Below are 15,421 nucleotides of genomic sequence, written 5' to 3' on the forward strand. Positions count from 1 at the left end.
AGAGAGATTCCATCCCGCTCCCGAACGCGCTCAGCTTCGCGCCCAGTCGAGCATCCGTCGGTAGACCGGATCGCTCTCGAGGGCTTCGGCGTCACCCACCAGCACGAGGGCTCTCTTTGGCCGCGTGAGTCCGACGTTGATCCGCCGATAGTCCTCGAAGATCGGGCCGTCGAGGTCGCCGCTCGCGACGAACGAGACGACGATTACCTCCTGACTGGACCCCTGGAAGCGATCGACCGTGTCGACGGTCACGTCGGCGGGAACCCGTCGCTCTATCTCGGAGACCTGCGCCCGAAACGGCGCGATGACGCCGATGTCGTCCCGGTCGAGCCCCGCAGCCTCGTAGGTCTCGATCAGGTCGGCGATTCGAGCCGCTTCCTCGGCGTCGGTGTGACGTTCCTCGTCGCCGGGAACGTCGATGAACGTGACCGGATCGCGCCGGTCGGCCGGCAGCGCCGACCGGGAGACGCCGTCGAGATCGTCGAGCGTCCGGCTCGCGACGGCCGGTGTCGCCGGACGGAGGCGGCCGTCGTAGAACTCGCGCGACGGGAACGCCTGAATGCGCTGGTTCATCCGATACTGTCGGTCGAGCATGACACCCGCGTCGGGGTAGGTCTCGACCAGTCGCTCGAACAGCGACTCGACGAGCTCGTTCTCGGCCTGCACCACCGGCGGCAGCTGGTGGTGGTCGCCGACCAGCACGAATCGTTCGGCGAGATTGATCGCGGCGTACGTCCCCGGTTCCGTGAGCTGGGCGGCCTCGTCGACGAGCGCCACGTCGAACGACTGCTCTTTCATGATCCGGGAGCCACACGTCGCTGTCGTCGCCGCGACGATCTGGGCGTCCTCGAGCGCTCGAACCCGGTCGTCCGGGTCGCCTTCGCGTTCGAGGCGCAAGTGCTGGAGATCCGGTCTGACGCCACTCTCCGTCCCGACCCGGGCGATTCGATCCGGGTCGATACCCGCATCCAGGAGCGCTTCGAGCGCGTTGTCGACCGCCCGGTTCGTAAACGCGGACAGCAGGATTCGCTCGCCCCGCTCGACCATCGCGTCGACGGAGCGGGCGATCGTGTACGTTTTGCCGGTCCCCGGCGGACCGTGGATCAGCGCACAGTCACGGGCACCGACGGCCTTGCGAACCGCTTCGTCCTGGGCAGCATTGTTGTCGACGAACGTCTCGTCGAGTGACTCGAATGCCGGTTCGGCGCGTTCGAAGAGGATGTCCTTGCGCCGCTCGTCGCCCTTGAGGAGCGCGTCGTGGAGCGCCACGAGGAGTCGATCGGTCGTCAGCTCGCTCGGGTAGATGTCGATACGGGCGACCTCGACGGGTTCGTCGGCCGTCAGGACCACGTCCTCGTCCAGCCGTTCGATCCGCGCCAGTTCAGCGTCGCCCCCGACCGGCTCGCCGTCGCTCGCGAGGACGAGATCGCCCTCGCGGAACTTGGCAGTTCCCGACGAGCCGCGTCGGGCCCGCAGTTCCCATCGGCCACCGTCGAGTTCGCGCGCCTCGACGAACTCGAGATCGACGATGGCGCGATCGTCGTCCGCTCGCTCCTCGGGGGTCTGTTCCCAGAGTTTTCCGTACTCGCGATGGACCTCGCGTCGTTCCTCCTCGATCGCGCGATAGAAGCGCTCGAAGTGGTCGAGTTCCGCCTCGGGCAGTGCCTGGCCGACCTGTCCGGCCTTCGACTCCTGATCGAGGCGGCCGGAGACGACCATACAGGTGTCGCGTTCGAAGCAGTACTCACACTTCGCGTCGGCTTCCTTCCCCGTCGGGACCGTGCCCGACGCCTCCATCGCCGCGATCTCGTTCCGGAGCCGGAGGACGTACTCGAGGAGGCCACGACCCATCGAGAAGTCCTTCGCCGGGGTGAGGTCGCCCGTCTCCTCGTTCCGGTCGAGCGCCGAGTTCTTCGTGTACAGGAGCGTCCCGGTGTCGATCGAGCCGCCGTGTTCCTCGAGGACGAGCGCGTACAGCGCCGCCTGCACCTTGTCCTTGAATCGGGGCTCCTTTCGCAGGTTCTTGCCCGTCTTGAGTTCGACCGGCGCGCCGCGGCGGATCGCGTCGGCCCGGCCCTTGAGCCCGAACGTCTCGCTGATGAGCAACTGCTCGGAACGCCAGTCGTCTTCCTCGCTCAACCGGCCCTGTTCGAGCCAGCCCTCGATCGCCGCGGCGTTCTGTCGAACGTCCTCGGCGGCCGACTCGGCCGACTCACCGAGCAGGCCGAGTTCCAGCGCCCGCTCCTCGATGCGCTCGTCGATCGAGGCGTCGAGGTCGCGACCGCGGAGGAGATCGCCGAAGACCTCGTGGACGAGCGTCCCCTTCACGACGGGGTAGTTGAGCGGAACGCCGGAGAGCTTGTTGAGGTAATACAGTCGCGGGCACTGCACCCAGTTGCGGACGTCGGTCACGTCGACGAGGTAGGACGGTTCGACGACGACGTAGGAGTCTGTCGTGGTCGCGTACTGGGTCTCACCGCGGAACTCGTCGCGTCCGGCCTCGGTCACCACGAGTTCCATCCCCGGTTCGAGCACGTCGGCGGATTCCGTCCACTTGCCCCACAGCGTGACCGTCGTCGCATCGACGTCTGGCCGGTCGGCCTCGACGGAAGACCGAGCCGACGTGGCTGCATCCGTGGTGTGGTCGAGGGTTGCAGTCTCGTCACCGGTCCCATCCGCCGCGACCGTCTCGTCCGCCAGCTGCACCGGCACCTCGGCCAGCTCCCGTTCGCCAGCGCTCGTCGAGACCGTTCGCGCCGTCACCTCGCCGACGACCGTTCCACGTACCTTCACGCAGGATACCTGCGCCGGAACCTGAAAAACGCTGTCGGTCCCGGTTCCGTTTCCGATTGTCGGCAGCAGATAACAACTGTCAGCCCGGCAACGCCGTCTCGACCCGGTACCGAGAGACCGTGTGGTCGGGCGAGTCGCGACGAATCAGTTGTACCCGCGCCACTTGTGGCCACACTCGGTACACTTGAAAAATCGCGTCGGTGGCTCGTCCGCCGACGCCGTCTGCTGGATGTAGTACCACGCCTCTTCGGTGCCACACTGGTCACAGCGGACGTCGGTCGCCTTCGGCTTTCCCTCGAAGTCGGCGTTTTCCTCGGTCTCGATCACCTCGTCGTCCGTCTGCGTCTCCGTCGTGACGAAGTCGGCCTCCTGCTCGCGATCACGATCGATCGTCGCGTCACAGGCAGTACAGACAAGCTGGTCGCCCTCGGGTTTCATCATCGAACCGCACTCGTCGCAAAACTGCATGAGTGGTCGTAGACCCCGACGGGTGAAAAGTCCCGCCGTCTCGGGCGAGGGGACGGCTGGCGATCGACAGAAGAGCTGCCACCGACACCATCGACCCGGACACCAACGAGACGGGACCGAGACGGCTGTACGTCGTGTCCCTGCGTCACCGATCTTCGATCGACTCCTCTTCGAGAACGACCGGACAGTTCGCGACTTTCACCGTCTGGACGTCGACGAGTTCGAGGATCGACGTGCCCTCGTGTTCACAGCGGACGGCCGGTGGGTCGGCAAAGTGAACGCACTGATGGCAGTACCGCCGCTTGTCGATGTCTCGGATCTCTCGCTCGTGAATCTCCCCAGTCGGCGGGTCGTCCGCCGCTTCGAGCTGGGCCCAGACCCGCTCGCCGTCGAGTGTCGCGACGTCCATCTCGTCGAACAGCGCCTGGACCTCGGCGCCGTCCGAACCCGGCGACAGCTCGTCGGCGAGGTCACCCATTGGGCTCGTCTCGCTAGCGCTCTCGGGGGTCTGCGATTCAGTCGCGTCGACGTCACCGTACGTCATGGACGTTCCGGTCGGCTCTGTGGTGTCCGACTTCGTCCCTGGCGATTCCGGATCGACCTCCTCAGGTTCGGACGTGTCGATCTCAGAGCGGTCACCACCATCTCCGGACGCATCCGACGTGTCGTCAGTCATGGGATTCCTCGTTCGATGAGCCGGTATCAACCTCGGCCGCTTCCTCGAGTCGCTCTCGCTGGGGACCGCCGGGATCCGAATCACCGGGGAGCGCCGGAGGCTCTCCCGTAACCAGCGTGTGCGAGCCGAGGATCGACGATCGGCGCTCGACGTCGGCGATCGACGCCCCGCAGTGAGGACAGGTCGGGGTCGTGAGCAACGAGATGTCGACGCCCGACCCACAGTCGGCACACGAGGCGCTCCGGACGTCGAGTCGGTTCGCCGCCAGTTTCAACTCGTCGGCGGCGGCTCGGCGGTTCGCCCGCGCTTGCATCGCCGTTCGCGTGTCGCGGAGATCGAGAACGGCGTTCGCCAGCACGGTGGATCGATCGGACACCAGTTCGAGGTCCGCAGCGAGTTCGTCGAGGATGGTCTCGTAATTGTCGAACCCTTCGTCGACTCGGTCTGCGAGCGTCTGGAGGCTCGCATCGATCGCCTCGACGTCGGCCACGACGGCGTCGATCGTCGACTCCAGCGCTTCGACCGTCTCCGCGTCGGCGTAGCGCTCGTGGTCGTGCTCGAGTAGGGCCCGACCGTCGACCTCGCGTTTGACCTGCACGACGCGGTCGCGGACGTCCTCGACGTGATCGATGAACTCCTCGCGCTGGGCCTCGACGTGGGCCCGAAGCGACGCCAGTTCCTCGGCGTCGGCGAGGTCGCCGTCGGTCGAGACGTCTCGAACCCCCTTGAGAAGTTGCCGACAGATCGCCTCACGAGACGATCCGTGCCGCGTCGCCTGTTCGTCGAGCCAGTCGCCGACCTCGGGCGGCACCGAAACCGTCATGGTATCGTTTTCGCGCCCGTCGCTGGCCATTTACCGTACATTGGGCAGTGAAATCCTTAACCGTTGGTCTCGACTCAGCGTTCGAGTCGAGCACTGGCCGCCTGGGTGAGAGACAGCTGACTGCCTCGCAAGGACCCAGCGACACGACGACAGTGACTCCGTTATCGGATCTTCCGGACGTTGCTCACGTCGAACCCGGTGTCGCCGATCTCGGTCTCGAATCGGACGATGTTCTCGTCTTCGAGCCGGGAGAGGACGCCGCGGAACTCCTCGACGACGAGCGTGCGTGCGCGTTCGGAGCCGCCCGTCTCCCACTCGAACAGCAAGGTCCCGTCCGCAGCTTCTTTGAGCCGGCCGAGCGTGCGTGCATCGAGCGGTTCGACGTTGACCAGCAAGAGGACGAGCCCACCCCATCGATAGGTCGCCCGTGCGAGCCCCTTGAGGAGAAAGGTGAGGTCGGCCGGATCGAACCGGTCGGTCGAGGCGGCGATGAGGTCCGTCACGGAGTCGATCACGACCAGGTTGCCCGGCGCGTTCGCCGTAAGATACTCGCTGACGGCCGCCAGTACGTCCCGCCTGTCGGTGGACTCGCCGAGCGCCCTGATATCGGGCGTCCGATCAGAGTACCACTCCGTCGGAACGGGCGAGAGCTGAAAGTACTCCTGTGAGAAGTCGGCTATCGTGAGCTCCGGGGCCGCCGCGTCGACGAGGTCGTCCGCGAGGGCGAAGCGCATCTCGTCGACGACCGCCGCAGACTCGTCCGTGAACGTAACGTAGTGAGCGTCGGCCGGCGGGGACGCCGACCCCTCCAGATCGCCGTAGTAGAGGTCGAACGTTGCCGAATCCGCCGTCGCGAGCGCGTTCATCGCCGCACTCGTGTAACAGAACTCCCTGGCACCCGCGCCGGATTCGCCGGCGAGCAGAACCACGCTCCCCGCCGGGGCGCCACCACCGATCATCGCGTCGAGGCGGGAGACGCCGAAGGGAATCCGCTCCATAGCCGTCCATCGAACGGCGCCGGGTTAGCTGTTGTGGCACCCCCGATCCAGCGGGAGTGACCGCACCCGTGCATCCAGAGTCCGTCCGCCCCTGAGCGGGTAGCCACCTCACTCGTGTACCCGGAACCCGTCCGCAGCCGGACGGGTGACGTAGACCGTCCCGTCCAGTCCGAGTTCGTCGAGACTGTCACGGGCGAGTGTCTCGGCCTCGTCACGGTGGGTTCGGTCGGTCACGCCGTAGACCGCCGGGCCCCACGACGACTGGCCGATTCCGGTGAGTACCGGGGCCTCGTCGAGGTGCTCGACGAGGCGACCGGCTGGTGGGCGAAAGACGCCGCCCTGGGTCTCGGTGTACCAGGTCCCGTTCAGGCGGCCGATTCGCTCGACTGCGTCGCCAAAGGCGTCCAGGTGCCCAGCCGCGGCTGCGGGAAGCAATCGCCTGGTGAGGACGCCAGCGATCTCGTCTGCGACAGCTGGTGACGCGTCTTCGACGACGGACCGGATGCTCGCGTCTTCCGCGTCACCGCTCCGGCCCGGCGTCGCGTCCGGAACGACCACGACGAACCGCCACGACTCCGGGAGTTTGTGGCGAGCGACCACCGGCGGGACGGTCCACTCGCCACGTTCCGGTGGCGCCGTCGTGAACCTGGCTGTCGGGTGGCCGGCATCGACGACGAAGCCGCCGCGTTCGAACGTCGCCACGCCAACACCGCTTCGCCCACCGCGTCCCAGTTCGGGGGCGTCTGACCGAATCGCGAGCGGGCGATCGTGTGCGAGTGCGGTCGCCGCGTAGACGGCCAGCGCGAGTTGCGTCCCGCTCCCGAGACCGACGTGGCGGGGGATCGACGACTCCACCTCGATCTCGACGCCGGACACGCCGAGGCGTTCGACCGCCCGGGTGGCGTACCGGCCAACTGGCTGGCCCGCCACCGAGATATCGTCGGCCGGTTCGGCGCTGATTCGGGTCCGCGGCTCGGCGAGGCCGACGCCAACGCCGCCGTACAGGCGGTCGTGTGCGAGCGAGAGGTTCTGAAACCCGACGTGGAGGCGGGCGCCGGTGCTGACGGTGACCATCGACGTCTCCTCCGTATGCTCGACCGCCTCAAGGGAATTTCGCCCGCGTCAACGTCTGCGGGCATCGGCATCAACGTCTGCAGGCGCCGGCGTCCCCCATCGAGCCGCGGAGCGAAATCACGGCGACGAGGGCACACTTATTCCCGTCGGGGCAGAACTCACCCCGTGATCGTCGTCCGCACGACCGACTTCGAACTCTATCACGGGGTGGTCACGGAGCTTCGCGACCGCGACGTGACGTTCACCACGATCGAACCGGCGCAGCCACTTCCCGACGAGACGACGGTCGTGATCACGGACGACGCGACCGAGACGACCGACATCGACGCGGACCTCCCGATCGTAACGGGTGAGCCGGATTCGCCCCGTCAGGCTGTCGATTGCGCGCTCACGCTCACCCGCGGCGATAGCGGCCGGACCATCGTCGGCGTCGATCCCGGCCGAAAACCGGGGATCGCCGTCCTCGTCGACGAGGTCGTCGTCGCGGCCTTTCAGGTGCCACTCGCGGATGCCGTCGAAACTATCGAGGCAGAACTCGCGACGGCCGACGATCCGATCGTCCGAATCGGAGACGGCGCCCGACTCCAGGGGACCACGATCGTGAACGATCTCGCAGACGACATCCGGGTCGAACTGGTCGACGAGACTGGGACGACACCGTATCTGGGGACCGGCGCTCGCGGCATGGGCGACGTCCTCGCCGCGACCAACATCGCCCGGATCGAGGGCGAATCGATCACCGAACGCGAGTTCGAGCCGACCGCCGGCGAGCTACAGGTTATCAAAGATCGCTCCCGGAACGCCGGCGAGACGAACCGGGCGATCGACGACCGATTCGCGCGGCAGGTCGCCGCCGGCGAGTTGACGATCGCGGAGGCACTCGCCGCGCATCGAGCGGAGACGGACGACGAATAAGACCGGCATCGAACACTTCGCAATCGAAAATCGCGTCCGCACCACAGTATCGAGTCGACCGATCCGGGGGCGAGCGGTCCGCCGTCAGTCGTCTTCGTCCGACGGGAGCGTGTCGTCGGACTCGCTTGCCGGACCGGTCTTCCCACCATCACTGGCGGCAGGCTGTGCGCCAGGGACGGCGAACGAGACGTCGTCCGGCCCCAGGTACTTCGTCCAGAGCACGAGCAGGCTCGGCAGGACGAGCACGCTCGCGAGGAACGCGTAGATGATCGTCATGCCCGTGATGATGCCGAACTGCTGGAGCGGCGGGAGGATGGCGAACGCGAGGACGCCGAATCCACCGACGGTCGTCGCCGCGCTCCCGAGCAGTGCACCGCCCGTGCCGGTGATCGTCCGGGACATCGCCTCCCAGACCGATCCCGTCCGTTCGAGTTCCAGGTTGTAGCGTTCACTGATGTGGATGCTGTAGGCCACGCCGAGCCCGACCGTGAGGCTCGTGATCATCCCCGTCATCACGTTGAACGGAATGCCGGTGAGATACATCGTCCCCAGGATCCACGAGACGCTGAAGACGACGGGCATCAGCGTGACCGCGCCGAGGGTCGCGCTCCCTTCCGTGAGCCGGTAGGTGAGCATGAGGAAGGCGAAGACGGCCACGAGCGTGATCACCAAGCTCTCGATGACCGTATCCATCAGCTGGTCGGAGACGATGTCGAACAGGATCGTCTGACCAGTGGCGGTGGCAGAGACACCCGCCGTCCCGTCGATGCCGGACGCGATGGTCTGCATCTCGTCGGTGACGTCGCTCATCGCCGCCGTCCCTTGCGTCGAGATGACCATCCGGACACCCTGGTACTGGCCGTCGTCGGTCTGGTGAATCACGTTGGACGCTTCGGTGGGCGCAGTCGCGAACAGGGCATCGTAGACTCCCTCGACGTTCTGGTCTGGCACCATGTCGTCGTTGGTGTCTGCCGCGGTGAGCGTCGCGTTGAACGATTCGTTCTCCGCGGCGACCGCCTGCATCGTTCGAATCGGACTCTCGAGGTCGGCGTCACCGCTCCCGAGCGTCGCGACGACGCTGTTGTTCGCGGCCTCGCGCTCGGCATCGTGGATCCGTTGTAACGTCTGTGGATCCGTGACGCCGTCACCCTGAACCACGATCTGGGCCTGTGCGTCCTCGCGGACGAAGTGCTGGTTGACGTAGTCCAGGTTCTCCTTCATCGTGTACTCGGCCGGTTTGAACGGTTCCGGCAGGTTCTTCGTCCACTCCGGTGGGTCCTCGGCGATGAAGTCCTCCTGATCGAAGGTCGTGTCGACCTGCGTCGCGCCGTAAGCACCGCCGGCGCTCACGAGCAGTGCGATGAGGATGACGGCAATCGGAGCGCGCCGTGCGGCCACCGACCCGGCGCCGAGGAGCTGGCTGAATCGGCCGCCGCCGGTCCCGAACGCCCGCTTCTTGCGATCGAACCCGCGGTTCTCGAGGAACTCGTCGAGTTCGACCTTGATCGCCGGGATCAGCGCGCCGAAGATCAACAGCGCGGCCGTGATCCCGGCCGCGCTCACCACGCCGAAGTCCTGAATTGGCGGGACGGGACTGGTGAGGTTCGAGAGGAACCCGATCACGGTCGTCGCGGTCACCCAGACGAGGGCGATCCCGACGCCGACGAGGGCCGTCCGCATCGACCCACGGGAGTCCGCTTCTGCGTACGCACCACCCTCGTGGCGCTGCTCCCGGTGGCGCATGAAGATGTGGATTGCGTAGTCGATCGAGAGCCCGATCAGCAGAACGGGAACGGCGATGAAGATCTGGTTGAAACTGATCCCAGTCCAGCCCATGAAGCCGAACGTCCAGACGAGGACGGCGATTATGCCGAAGAGCCCGAGGAGGATGTCCAGGACGTCGCGGTAGGCGACGATCAGCGCGAGGACGACGAACAACAGCGCGAGCGGGCCGACGATGGCCAAGCTGTCACCCATCGAGTTGTTGATCTCCTCGGTCATGACGCCGCCACCGAAGATCATGACATCGGTTCCGGGGGCGTCGTCCGCGTTCGCGATCGACCGCATCTCGAGCTGGGCGTCGACGATCGACTGCGGCATCGAACCCGTCTGGGCTTCAGCGCCCCCACCACCCTCCATCTGGTGGGTGACGAGCATCATCGTCGCGTTCGCGCTCGTCGAACCGACGTCGTAATCGACCGGCATGAAGGCGAGACCGTTCAGTTCCCCCGCTCCCTCTTCGCTGAGGACGGTGCCGAGCGTTCGGTCGAACGTCGTCTCGTTCATCGCCTCGATCGCCGCGATCTGATCGGCGATCGGCGGTGCGGAACCGTTCTGCAGGGCAGCCTGGCGCTCCTGCAACCGCTCACTGCGTTCGCTCAGTTGTGCGTACTCGTCCTCGAGGACGCCCTGCGTACCGAGCTGGTAGGCCGATTCGACCTGCGACTCGTTCTCGGCACTCTGGAGCATGCCGACGGCCTGTTCGAACGGCTGGAAGTGCGAGTCGGTCAGGGTGACGGGCGAGTTCTGGTTCGCCGATTCGAACGCCTCACGCGCCGACGACGACTCTCCGTCCCGGATCGAATCGAGCGACGCGCTCAAGGCTTCGGCGGTCGCGTTCAGTTCGGCCTGTCGCTGTTCGAGGGCAGCAGCTTCTTCCTGCAACTCGCGCTGTTGTTCGCCAGAGATCGCCGTGATGGCGACGAGATTCGCAACGCCGACCGAGGGCTGCTCCTCGGAGAGCGTTCGATTGACCGTCGGCTCGTCTCTGAAGGACTGCTGGAGTTCGAGCTGTGAGACGAGGGCGTCCTTCGTGAGAACGTTGTCCCCTCTGACGATCACCTGCGCAGAGGTTCCGTTCTCGTTTCCACTATCGAAGTTGTTCTGCGCGTACGAGAGCGCCGTCGATTCGTCCGAGTCACCCTGGAACGTATCGAGCGAGGACGTCTGGTCCACCATCCCTGCGCCCGCGCCCATGATCACAGTGAAAACCAGCATAACCGCGATCACCGCTTTGGAGTGATCCATGATCGCTCCGGCGAGGCGGTCCATCCAGCTCATGGGAGAACCGGTCCTCCGGTGGTCGTCGCTTTGGTTACCCGTCGTTGGTCGGCAGTCATCTTGTGACTGAATATTCAATCAGCACTTAAGAACTTTCTCACTTCACGTGCCCGCCGCTGAGCGAGTCGATAACTGATAACTGACACACACACACACACACACACCTCTACAAGCACTACAATTACCTCTACAATCCTCGGACAGTTCGGGGCCGCATACCGTTCGAGGTTGGTTGTGACCACCGCCCCCCGACCACTCGTTCGCGCTTCGTCCCGATCTGATGACTGACCATTCAATCAATTTTTATAGCCAGCGCCGATATGGGACCTATCATGGACTGTGGGATAGTCGGACCCGGGCACACGAACCGCCGTGAGTTGCGATGAACCAGGGAACGTCGTTTCTCGACGATCCGGACGATACCCGGGAAGCGATCATGCGCGCGACCTACGTCGCACTCGGGAAGCACGGCTACTCGGATCTGACGATCCAGCGAATCGGTGACGAGTTCTCGAAGAGCAAGTCGCTGCTGTACCACCACTACGACAGCAAAGACGATCTCCTGCTCGACTTTCTCGAGTTCATGCTGACCCAGCTCGAAGAGCAGTTGCCGGTGTACAGGGATAGCGGCGCCGACGACCACATTCAGGATATCGTCGACCAGACCTTCGTCTTCGGCGGGAGCCACACCAGCGACGACTTCGCTCGCGCGATTCTCGAACTGCGTACACAGGGAGCCCACGACGACGCGTTCCGTTCGTACTTCACCCGCAGCGACCAGTTCGTCCGAAAACACGTGGCCCACACGATTCGATCCGGCATCGAGCAGGGAATCTTCCGGGACGTCGATCCACAGGAGACTGCGGCACTGTTTCAACTCACGTTCGTCGGGACGATGACGCAGCGCGTGACGAGTGACGACGACGTCCTCGAAGATGCACGCGCCGAGTTCGAACGCTACGTCCGCGAGTGTCTGCTGGCCGAGTAAACGGTGCTGACCGGGTGAGTTGCTGCCCGACGAGTGTACGTTTGAACCCACGAGTGAGCGATCAGTTGATTGGCTCTCAGAGCCCAATCATGCACTACCAGCGTCCCCGCACCTCAGTACGCCTGTCGTGGCTATTTCAGGGAAACAACGGGTCGACACTCAAACGGGGCAGACAGTTGTCGTGCACGGCTCGGTACAGAGAGCAGCGAGGCACACAGTTCCACAGACAGTGACGGAGAGACCAGATTCGTCAGTGCTGGGAGCCGCCAGATGACCGGATTTTCGGTCCGTCCCCACCCCGACAGAGACGACGATTCGCGGTGCCAGCTGTAAGCGACACCATCGCCACGTCTGGTTTGGGCCGGGTTACTACGCAGCCAAGAATCGACAGCTGTGCTACCAATCAGCCGGAATGAGGGATTTTGAGTGCGTAAAGAGGCGGGTAGCGGTCTCGAAACTGGCGAATTCGACGGGAGTTTAAATACTATTTCGGGAACTGCAACAACAGATTTTGATATAGCATTATGCAATTCATTTGTCGGTGACAGCGGACCCCTTTTAAAGAAGCAAGGTCGTTCGTCGGGCCAGCACAAATCATCCGATAGCGCTCGGTCTCGACAGGGAGCAAAATTAGAACCTACTGAAAACCGAGAACACGGGGACACAACGGAGAACTGATCAGAAAGCGACGAAGGGCGAACACGAGGACAATTCGCGAACGCGAAACGCGTTCGAACACGTCAACGACCAGCTATCGGACGACCCGGTCGGAATATCACACTGCGCCAGTATTATCGGATCGTTCGTTCGATGGGTGGCAAAAACCGATCACACAGCCCATCGAGTCGATCGGAGTAGCCGATCAAACCATTCGATAGGTCGTGCAGTTCCGATCGGGCAGTCCGAGTAACTGTACAGGAGAATTCTTCCGACAGAGCTGCGTCCAGACGATGTCGAGAACAGCAGGACGTCCTGGGTAGCAGGACGACCGATTCGCTGTCGAGACGATCAATTGGTGTTCGTGTACGCGTTGCACCAGAGAGGCTCGCCTCGGCACAGACAGGGCGAGCCAGTCAGGGCACACGAGGGCAGTAACCCTAAGGGCGTTCGAGTACCAGTAGCACACGTGAGTGTGAGTGCAGTATCGTGAGCAAAAGAGCTATCCGGCGAGCAACCGGAGTACCGTCAACGTCGTCCACCACAACCTATGAACGAAGTGCAACTGGAGGTCGCGAAGGCGTATCCCAACGACTCGGGCCGCGGCATCGCCCGGCTCGACCCCGATACGCTGCTGCACCTGAAGCTGAGTCCGGGAGATATCATCGAGATCGAAGGGGCGAACACCACCGCCGCCAAGGTCTGGCGAGCCGATCGACAGGACTGGAACACAGACACAGTCCGGATCGACGGCTTCACGCGCCAGAATGCGGAAGTCGGCATCGGCGAGCGCGTCACGATCCGTAAGGCCGAGGCCACGAAAGCCGAGTCGCTCGTCCTCGCCCCGCCGGAAGAGGCGTCTGTCCAGTTCGGTTCTGACGCCGCCGGGATGGTCAAGCGCCAGATCCTGAAACGGCCGGTCGTCGAACGAGACATCGTCCCGGTGATGAGCTCGACGAACCACCCATTCATGCGCTCGCCGGGGCAGGCGATCCCGCTCATCTCCGTCGAGACTGAACCCGACGGCGTCGTCCTCATCACCGAGGACACGGACGTCGAGCTCCGCGAAGAGCCGATCTCCGGCTTCGAGAAGACCGGCGGCGGCATCACCTACGAGGACATCGGCGGCTTACAGAACGAGATCCAGCGGGTCCGGGAGATGGTGGAACTCCCGATGAAGCACCCGCAGATCTTCAAGAAGCTGGGCATCGAGCCGCCCCAGGGCGTCCTCCTGCATGGCCCGCCCGGCACCGGGAAGACGCTGCTCGCGAAGGCCGTCGCCAACGAGACGTCGGCCTCGTTCTTCTCGATCGCTGGCCCCGAGATCATCTCGAAGTACTACGGGGAATCCGAACAGCAGTTACGCGAGATCTTCGAGGACGCCAGCGAGGAGTCTCCCGCGATCATCTTCATCGACGAACTCGACTCCATCGCGCCCAAGCGCGAGGACGTCACTGGCGAGGTCGAACGCCGCGTCGTCGCCCAGTTGCTGACGATGATGGACGGCCTCGAATCCCGTGGCCAGGTCATCGTCATCGCGGCGACCAACCGCGTCGACAGCGTCGACCCCGCCCTCAGACGCCCGGGCCGGTTCGACCGTGAGATCGAGATCGGTGTCCCCGACGAGACGGGCCGCGAGGAGATACTCCAGATCCACACGCGCGGCATGCCGCTTTCCGACGACGTCAACCTCTCGCGGCTGGCCGACGACACGCACGGCTTCGTCGGCGCCGACATCGAGAGCCTCACCAAGGAAGCTGCGATGAAGGCACTGCGTCGCTACCTGCCGGAGATCGATCTGGACGAAGAGGACATCCCGCCGAGCCTCATCGACCGGATGATCGTCAAACGCGACGACTTCGGCGGCGCACTGAACGAGGTCGAGCCCTCGGCGATGCGCGAGGTTCTGGTCGAGCTCCCGAAGGTCTCTTGGGACGACGTCGGCGGCCTCCACGACGCCAAAGAACAGGTCCAGGAGTCCGTCGAGTGGCCGCTCAACGACCCCGAGAAATTCGGTCGCCTCGGCATCGACCCGCCGGCAGGCGTCCTGCTGTACGGCCCGCCCGGCACCGGGAAGACGCTGATGGCGAAGGCGGTCGCCAACGAGACGAACGCCAACTTCATCTCCGTGCGCGGCCCGCAGCTGCTCTCGAAGTGGGTTGGCGAGTCCGAGAAGGCCATCCGCCAGACGTTCCGGAAGGCCCGGCAGGTCTCCCCGACCGTCATCTTCTTCGACGAGCTGGACGCGCTCGCGCCGGGCCGCGGCGGCGAGGTCGGCTCGAACGTCTCCGAACGCGTCGTCAATCAGCTACTGACCGAGCTCGACGGGCTCGAAGACATGGGCGACGTGATGGTCATCGGCGCGACGAACCGCCCGGACATGATCGACCCGGCACTGCTTCGATCTGGCCGCTTCGACCGACTCGTCATGATCGGCGAGCCCGACACGGACGGTCGCGAGCGCATCCTCGAGATCCACACCGAGGACATGCCGCTGGCGGCCGACGTCAGCCTGCGCGAGATCGCCGAGATCACCGACGGCTACGTCGGCTCCGACCTCGAGTCCATCGGTCGCGAGGCGGCGATCGAAGCCCTTCGTGACGACGACGAGGCCGAGGTCGTCGAGATGCGCCACTTCCGACAGGCACTCGAGAACGTCCGACCGACGATCACCGAAGACATCCTCGAGTACTACGAGGGAATCGAAGACCAATTCCGCGGCGGCACCGCCACGCGACCGGCGAGCGGTCGCCGTGGCAGCCGGATCGGCTTCCAGTAGCACACTCGATCGGCACGATTTCTGTCGCTCACGTTTCGACGATTTATCCGGCCTCGACTCGCCTCAGTCTACTTGACTCGTCTCTGGCTACTCGATACGTCTCAGCCTACTTCGCTCGTCGACGCTCGCTACTCCGCTCGACGACACACCGGCTACCCAGTTCGCACACTGCTTGCACAGCACCGACCGA

General features: G+C 64.6%; 10 protein-coding genes. 3 read left to right on the plus strand and 7 right to left on the minus strand.

The window, feature by feature from the left end; genetic code table 11:
* Positions 1-30 precede the first annotated feature (30 nt).
* The 6 genes from HALRU_RS09755 to HALRU_RS09780 form a co-directional block, all read right to left on the minus strand.
* The gene (locus tag HALRU_RS09755) at positions 31-2,793 is read right to left on the minus strand and encodes an AAA domain-containing protein (protein WP_015301217.1); all 2,763 of its coding nucleotides are present in this window, start codon (positions 2,791-2,793) and stop codon (positions 31-33) included.
* Between the two features lie 144 nt (positions 2,794-2,937).
* Positions 2,938-3,261 (minus strand): transcription factor S, encoded by a 324-nt coding sequence (locus HALRU_RS09760; protein ID WP_015301218.1) that lies wholly within the window; start codon positions 3,259-3,261, stop codon positions 2,938-2,940.
* Between the two features lie 145 nt (positions 3,262-3,406).
* Positions 3,407-3,937, minus strand: coding sequence for a hypothetical protein (locus HALRU_RS09765; RefSeq protein WP_015301219.1), 531 nt, complete (start codon positions 3,935-3,937; stop codon positions 3,407-3,409).
* Entirely contained in the window at positions 3,930-4,790 is an 861-nt protein-coding gene (locus HALRU_RS09770; RefSeq protein ID WP_015301220.1) for a hypothetical protein, read from the minus strand. The genes HALRU_RS09765 and HALRU_RS09770 overlap by 8 nt, the downstream gene beginning before the upstream one ends.
* A gap of 131 nt (positions 4,791-4,921) precedes the next feature.
* The gene (locus tag HALRU_RS09775) at positions 4,922-5,758 is read right to left on the minus strand and encodes an RAD55 family ATPase (protein ID WP_015301221.1); all 837 of its coding nucleotides are present in this window, start codon (positions 5,756-5,758) and stop codon (positions 4,922-4,924) included.
* A gap of 108 nt (positions 5,759-5,866) precedes the next feature.
* Entirely contained in the window at positions 5,867-6,832 is a 966-nt protein-coding gene (locus HALRU_RS09780) for a beta-ribofuranosylaminobenzene 5'-phosphate synthase family protein (RefSeq protein ID WP_015301222.1), read from the minus strand.
* Between the two features lie 165 nt (positions 6,833-6,997).
* Between HALRU_RS09780 and HALRU_RS09785 the strand changes: the two genes are divergently transcribed.
* Complete coding sequence (locus HALRU_RS09785) at positions 6,998-7,747, plus strand: hypothetical protein (RefSeq protein ID WP_015301223.1); 750 nt, start codon at positions 6,998-7,000, stop codon at positions 7,745-7,747.
* An 84-nt stretch (positions 7,748-7,831) separates the two neighbouring features.
* Here HALRU_RS09785 and HALRU_RS09790 read toward each other — a convergent pair whose 3' ends face one another.
* A complete protein-coding gene (locus tag HALRU_RS09790) occupies positions 7,832-10,807 on the minus strand; it encodes an MMPL family transporter (protein WP_015301224.1) in 2,976 nt (991 codons plus the stop codon).
* A gap of 382 nt (positions 10,808-11,189) precedes the next feature.
* Here HALRU_RS09790 and HALRU_RS09795 point away from each other — a divergent pair, with 382 nt between their 5' ends.
* Positions 11,190-11,795, plus strand: coding sequence for a TetR/AcrR family transcriptional regulator (locus tag HALRU_RS09795; RefSeq protein WP_015301225.1), 606 nt, complete (start codon positions 11,190-11,192; stop codon positions 11,793-11,795).
* 1,207 nt (positions 11,796-13,002) lie between these two features.
* The gene (locus HALRU_RS09800) at positions 13,003-15,231 is read left to right on the plus strand and encodes a CDC48 family AAA ATPase (RefSeq protein WP_015301226.1); all 2,229 of its coding nucleotides are present in this window, start codon (positions 13,003-13,005) and stop codon (positions 15,229-15,231) included.
* Positions 15,232-15,421 lie beyond the last annotated feature (190 nt).

The sequence above is a fragment of the Halovivax ruber XH-70 genome, from assembly GCF_000328525.1.
Lineage (GTDB): Archaea > Halobacteriota > Halobacteria > Halobacteriales > Natrialbaceae > Halovivax > Halovivax ruber.

Excerpts from the sequence above, each read along its gene's own strand:
- HALRU_RS09765 (WP_015301219.1), bottom strand. The coding sequence starts at position 3,937 with ATGACTGACGACACGTCGGATGCGTCCGGAGATGGTGGTGACCGCTCT.
- HALRU_RS09760 (WP_015301218.1), bottom strand. The coding sequence starts at position 3,261 with ATGCAGTTTTGCGACGAGTGCGGTTCGATGATGAAACCCGAGGGCGAC.
- HALRU_RS09800 (WP_015301226.1), top strand. The coding sequence starts at position 13,003 with ATGAACGAAGTGCAACTGGAGGTCGCGAAGGCGTATCCCAACGACTCG.
- HALRU_RS09775 (WP_015301221.1), bottom strand. The coding sequence starts at position 5,758 with ATGGAGCGGATTCCCTTCGGCGTCTCCCGCCTCGACGCGATGATCGGT.
- HALRU_RS09770 (WP_015301220.1), bottom strand. The coding sequence starts at position 4,790 with ATGGCCAGCGACGGGCGCGAAAACGATACCATGACGGTTTCGGTGCCG.
- HALRU_RS09790 (WP_015301224.1), bottom strand. The coding sequence starts at position 10,807 with ATGAGCTGGATGGACCGCCTCGCCGGAGCGATCATGGATCACTCCAAA.
- HALRU_RS09795 (WP_015301225.1), top strand. The coding sequence starts at position 11,190 with ATGAACCAGGGAACGTCGTTTCTCGACGATCCGGACGATACCCGGGAA.
- HALRU_RS09780 (WP_015301222.1), bottom strand. The coding sequence starts at position 6,832 with ATGGTCACCGTCAGCACCGGCGCCCGCCTCCACGTCGGGTTTCAGAAC.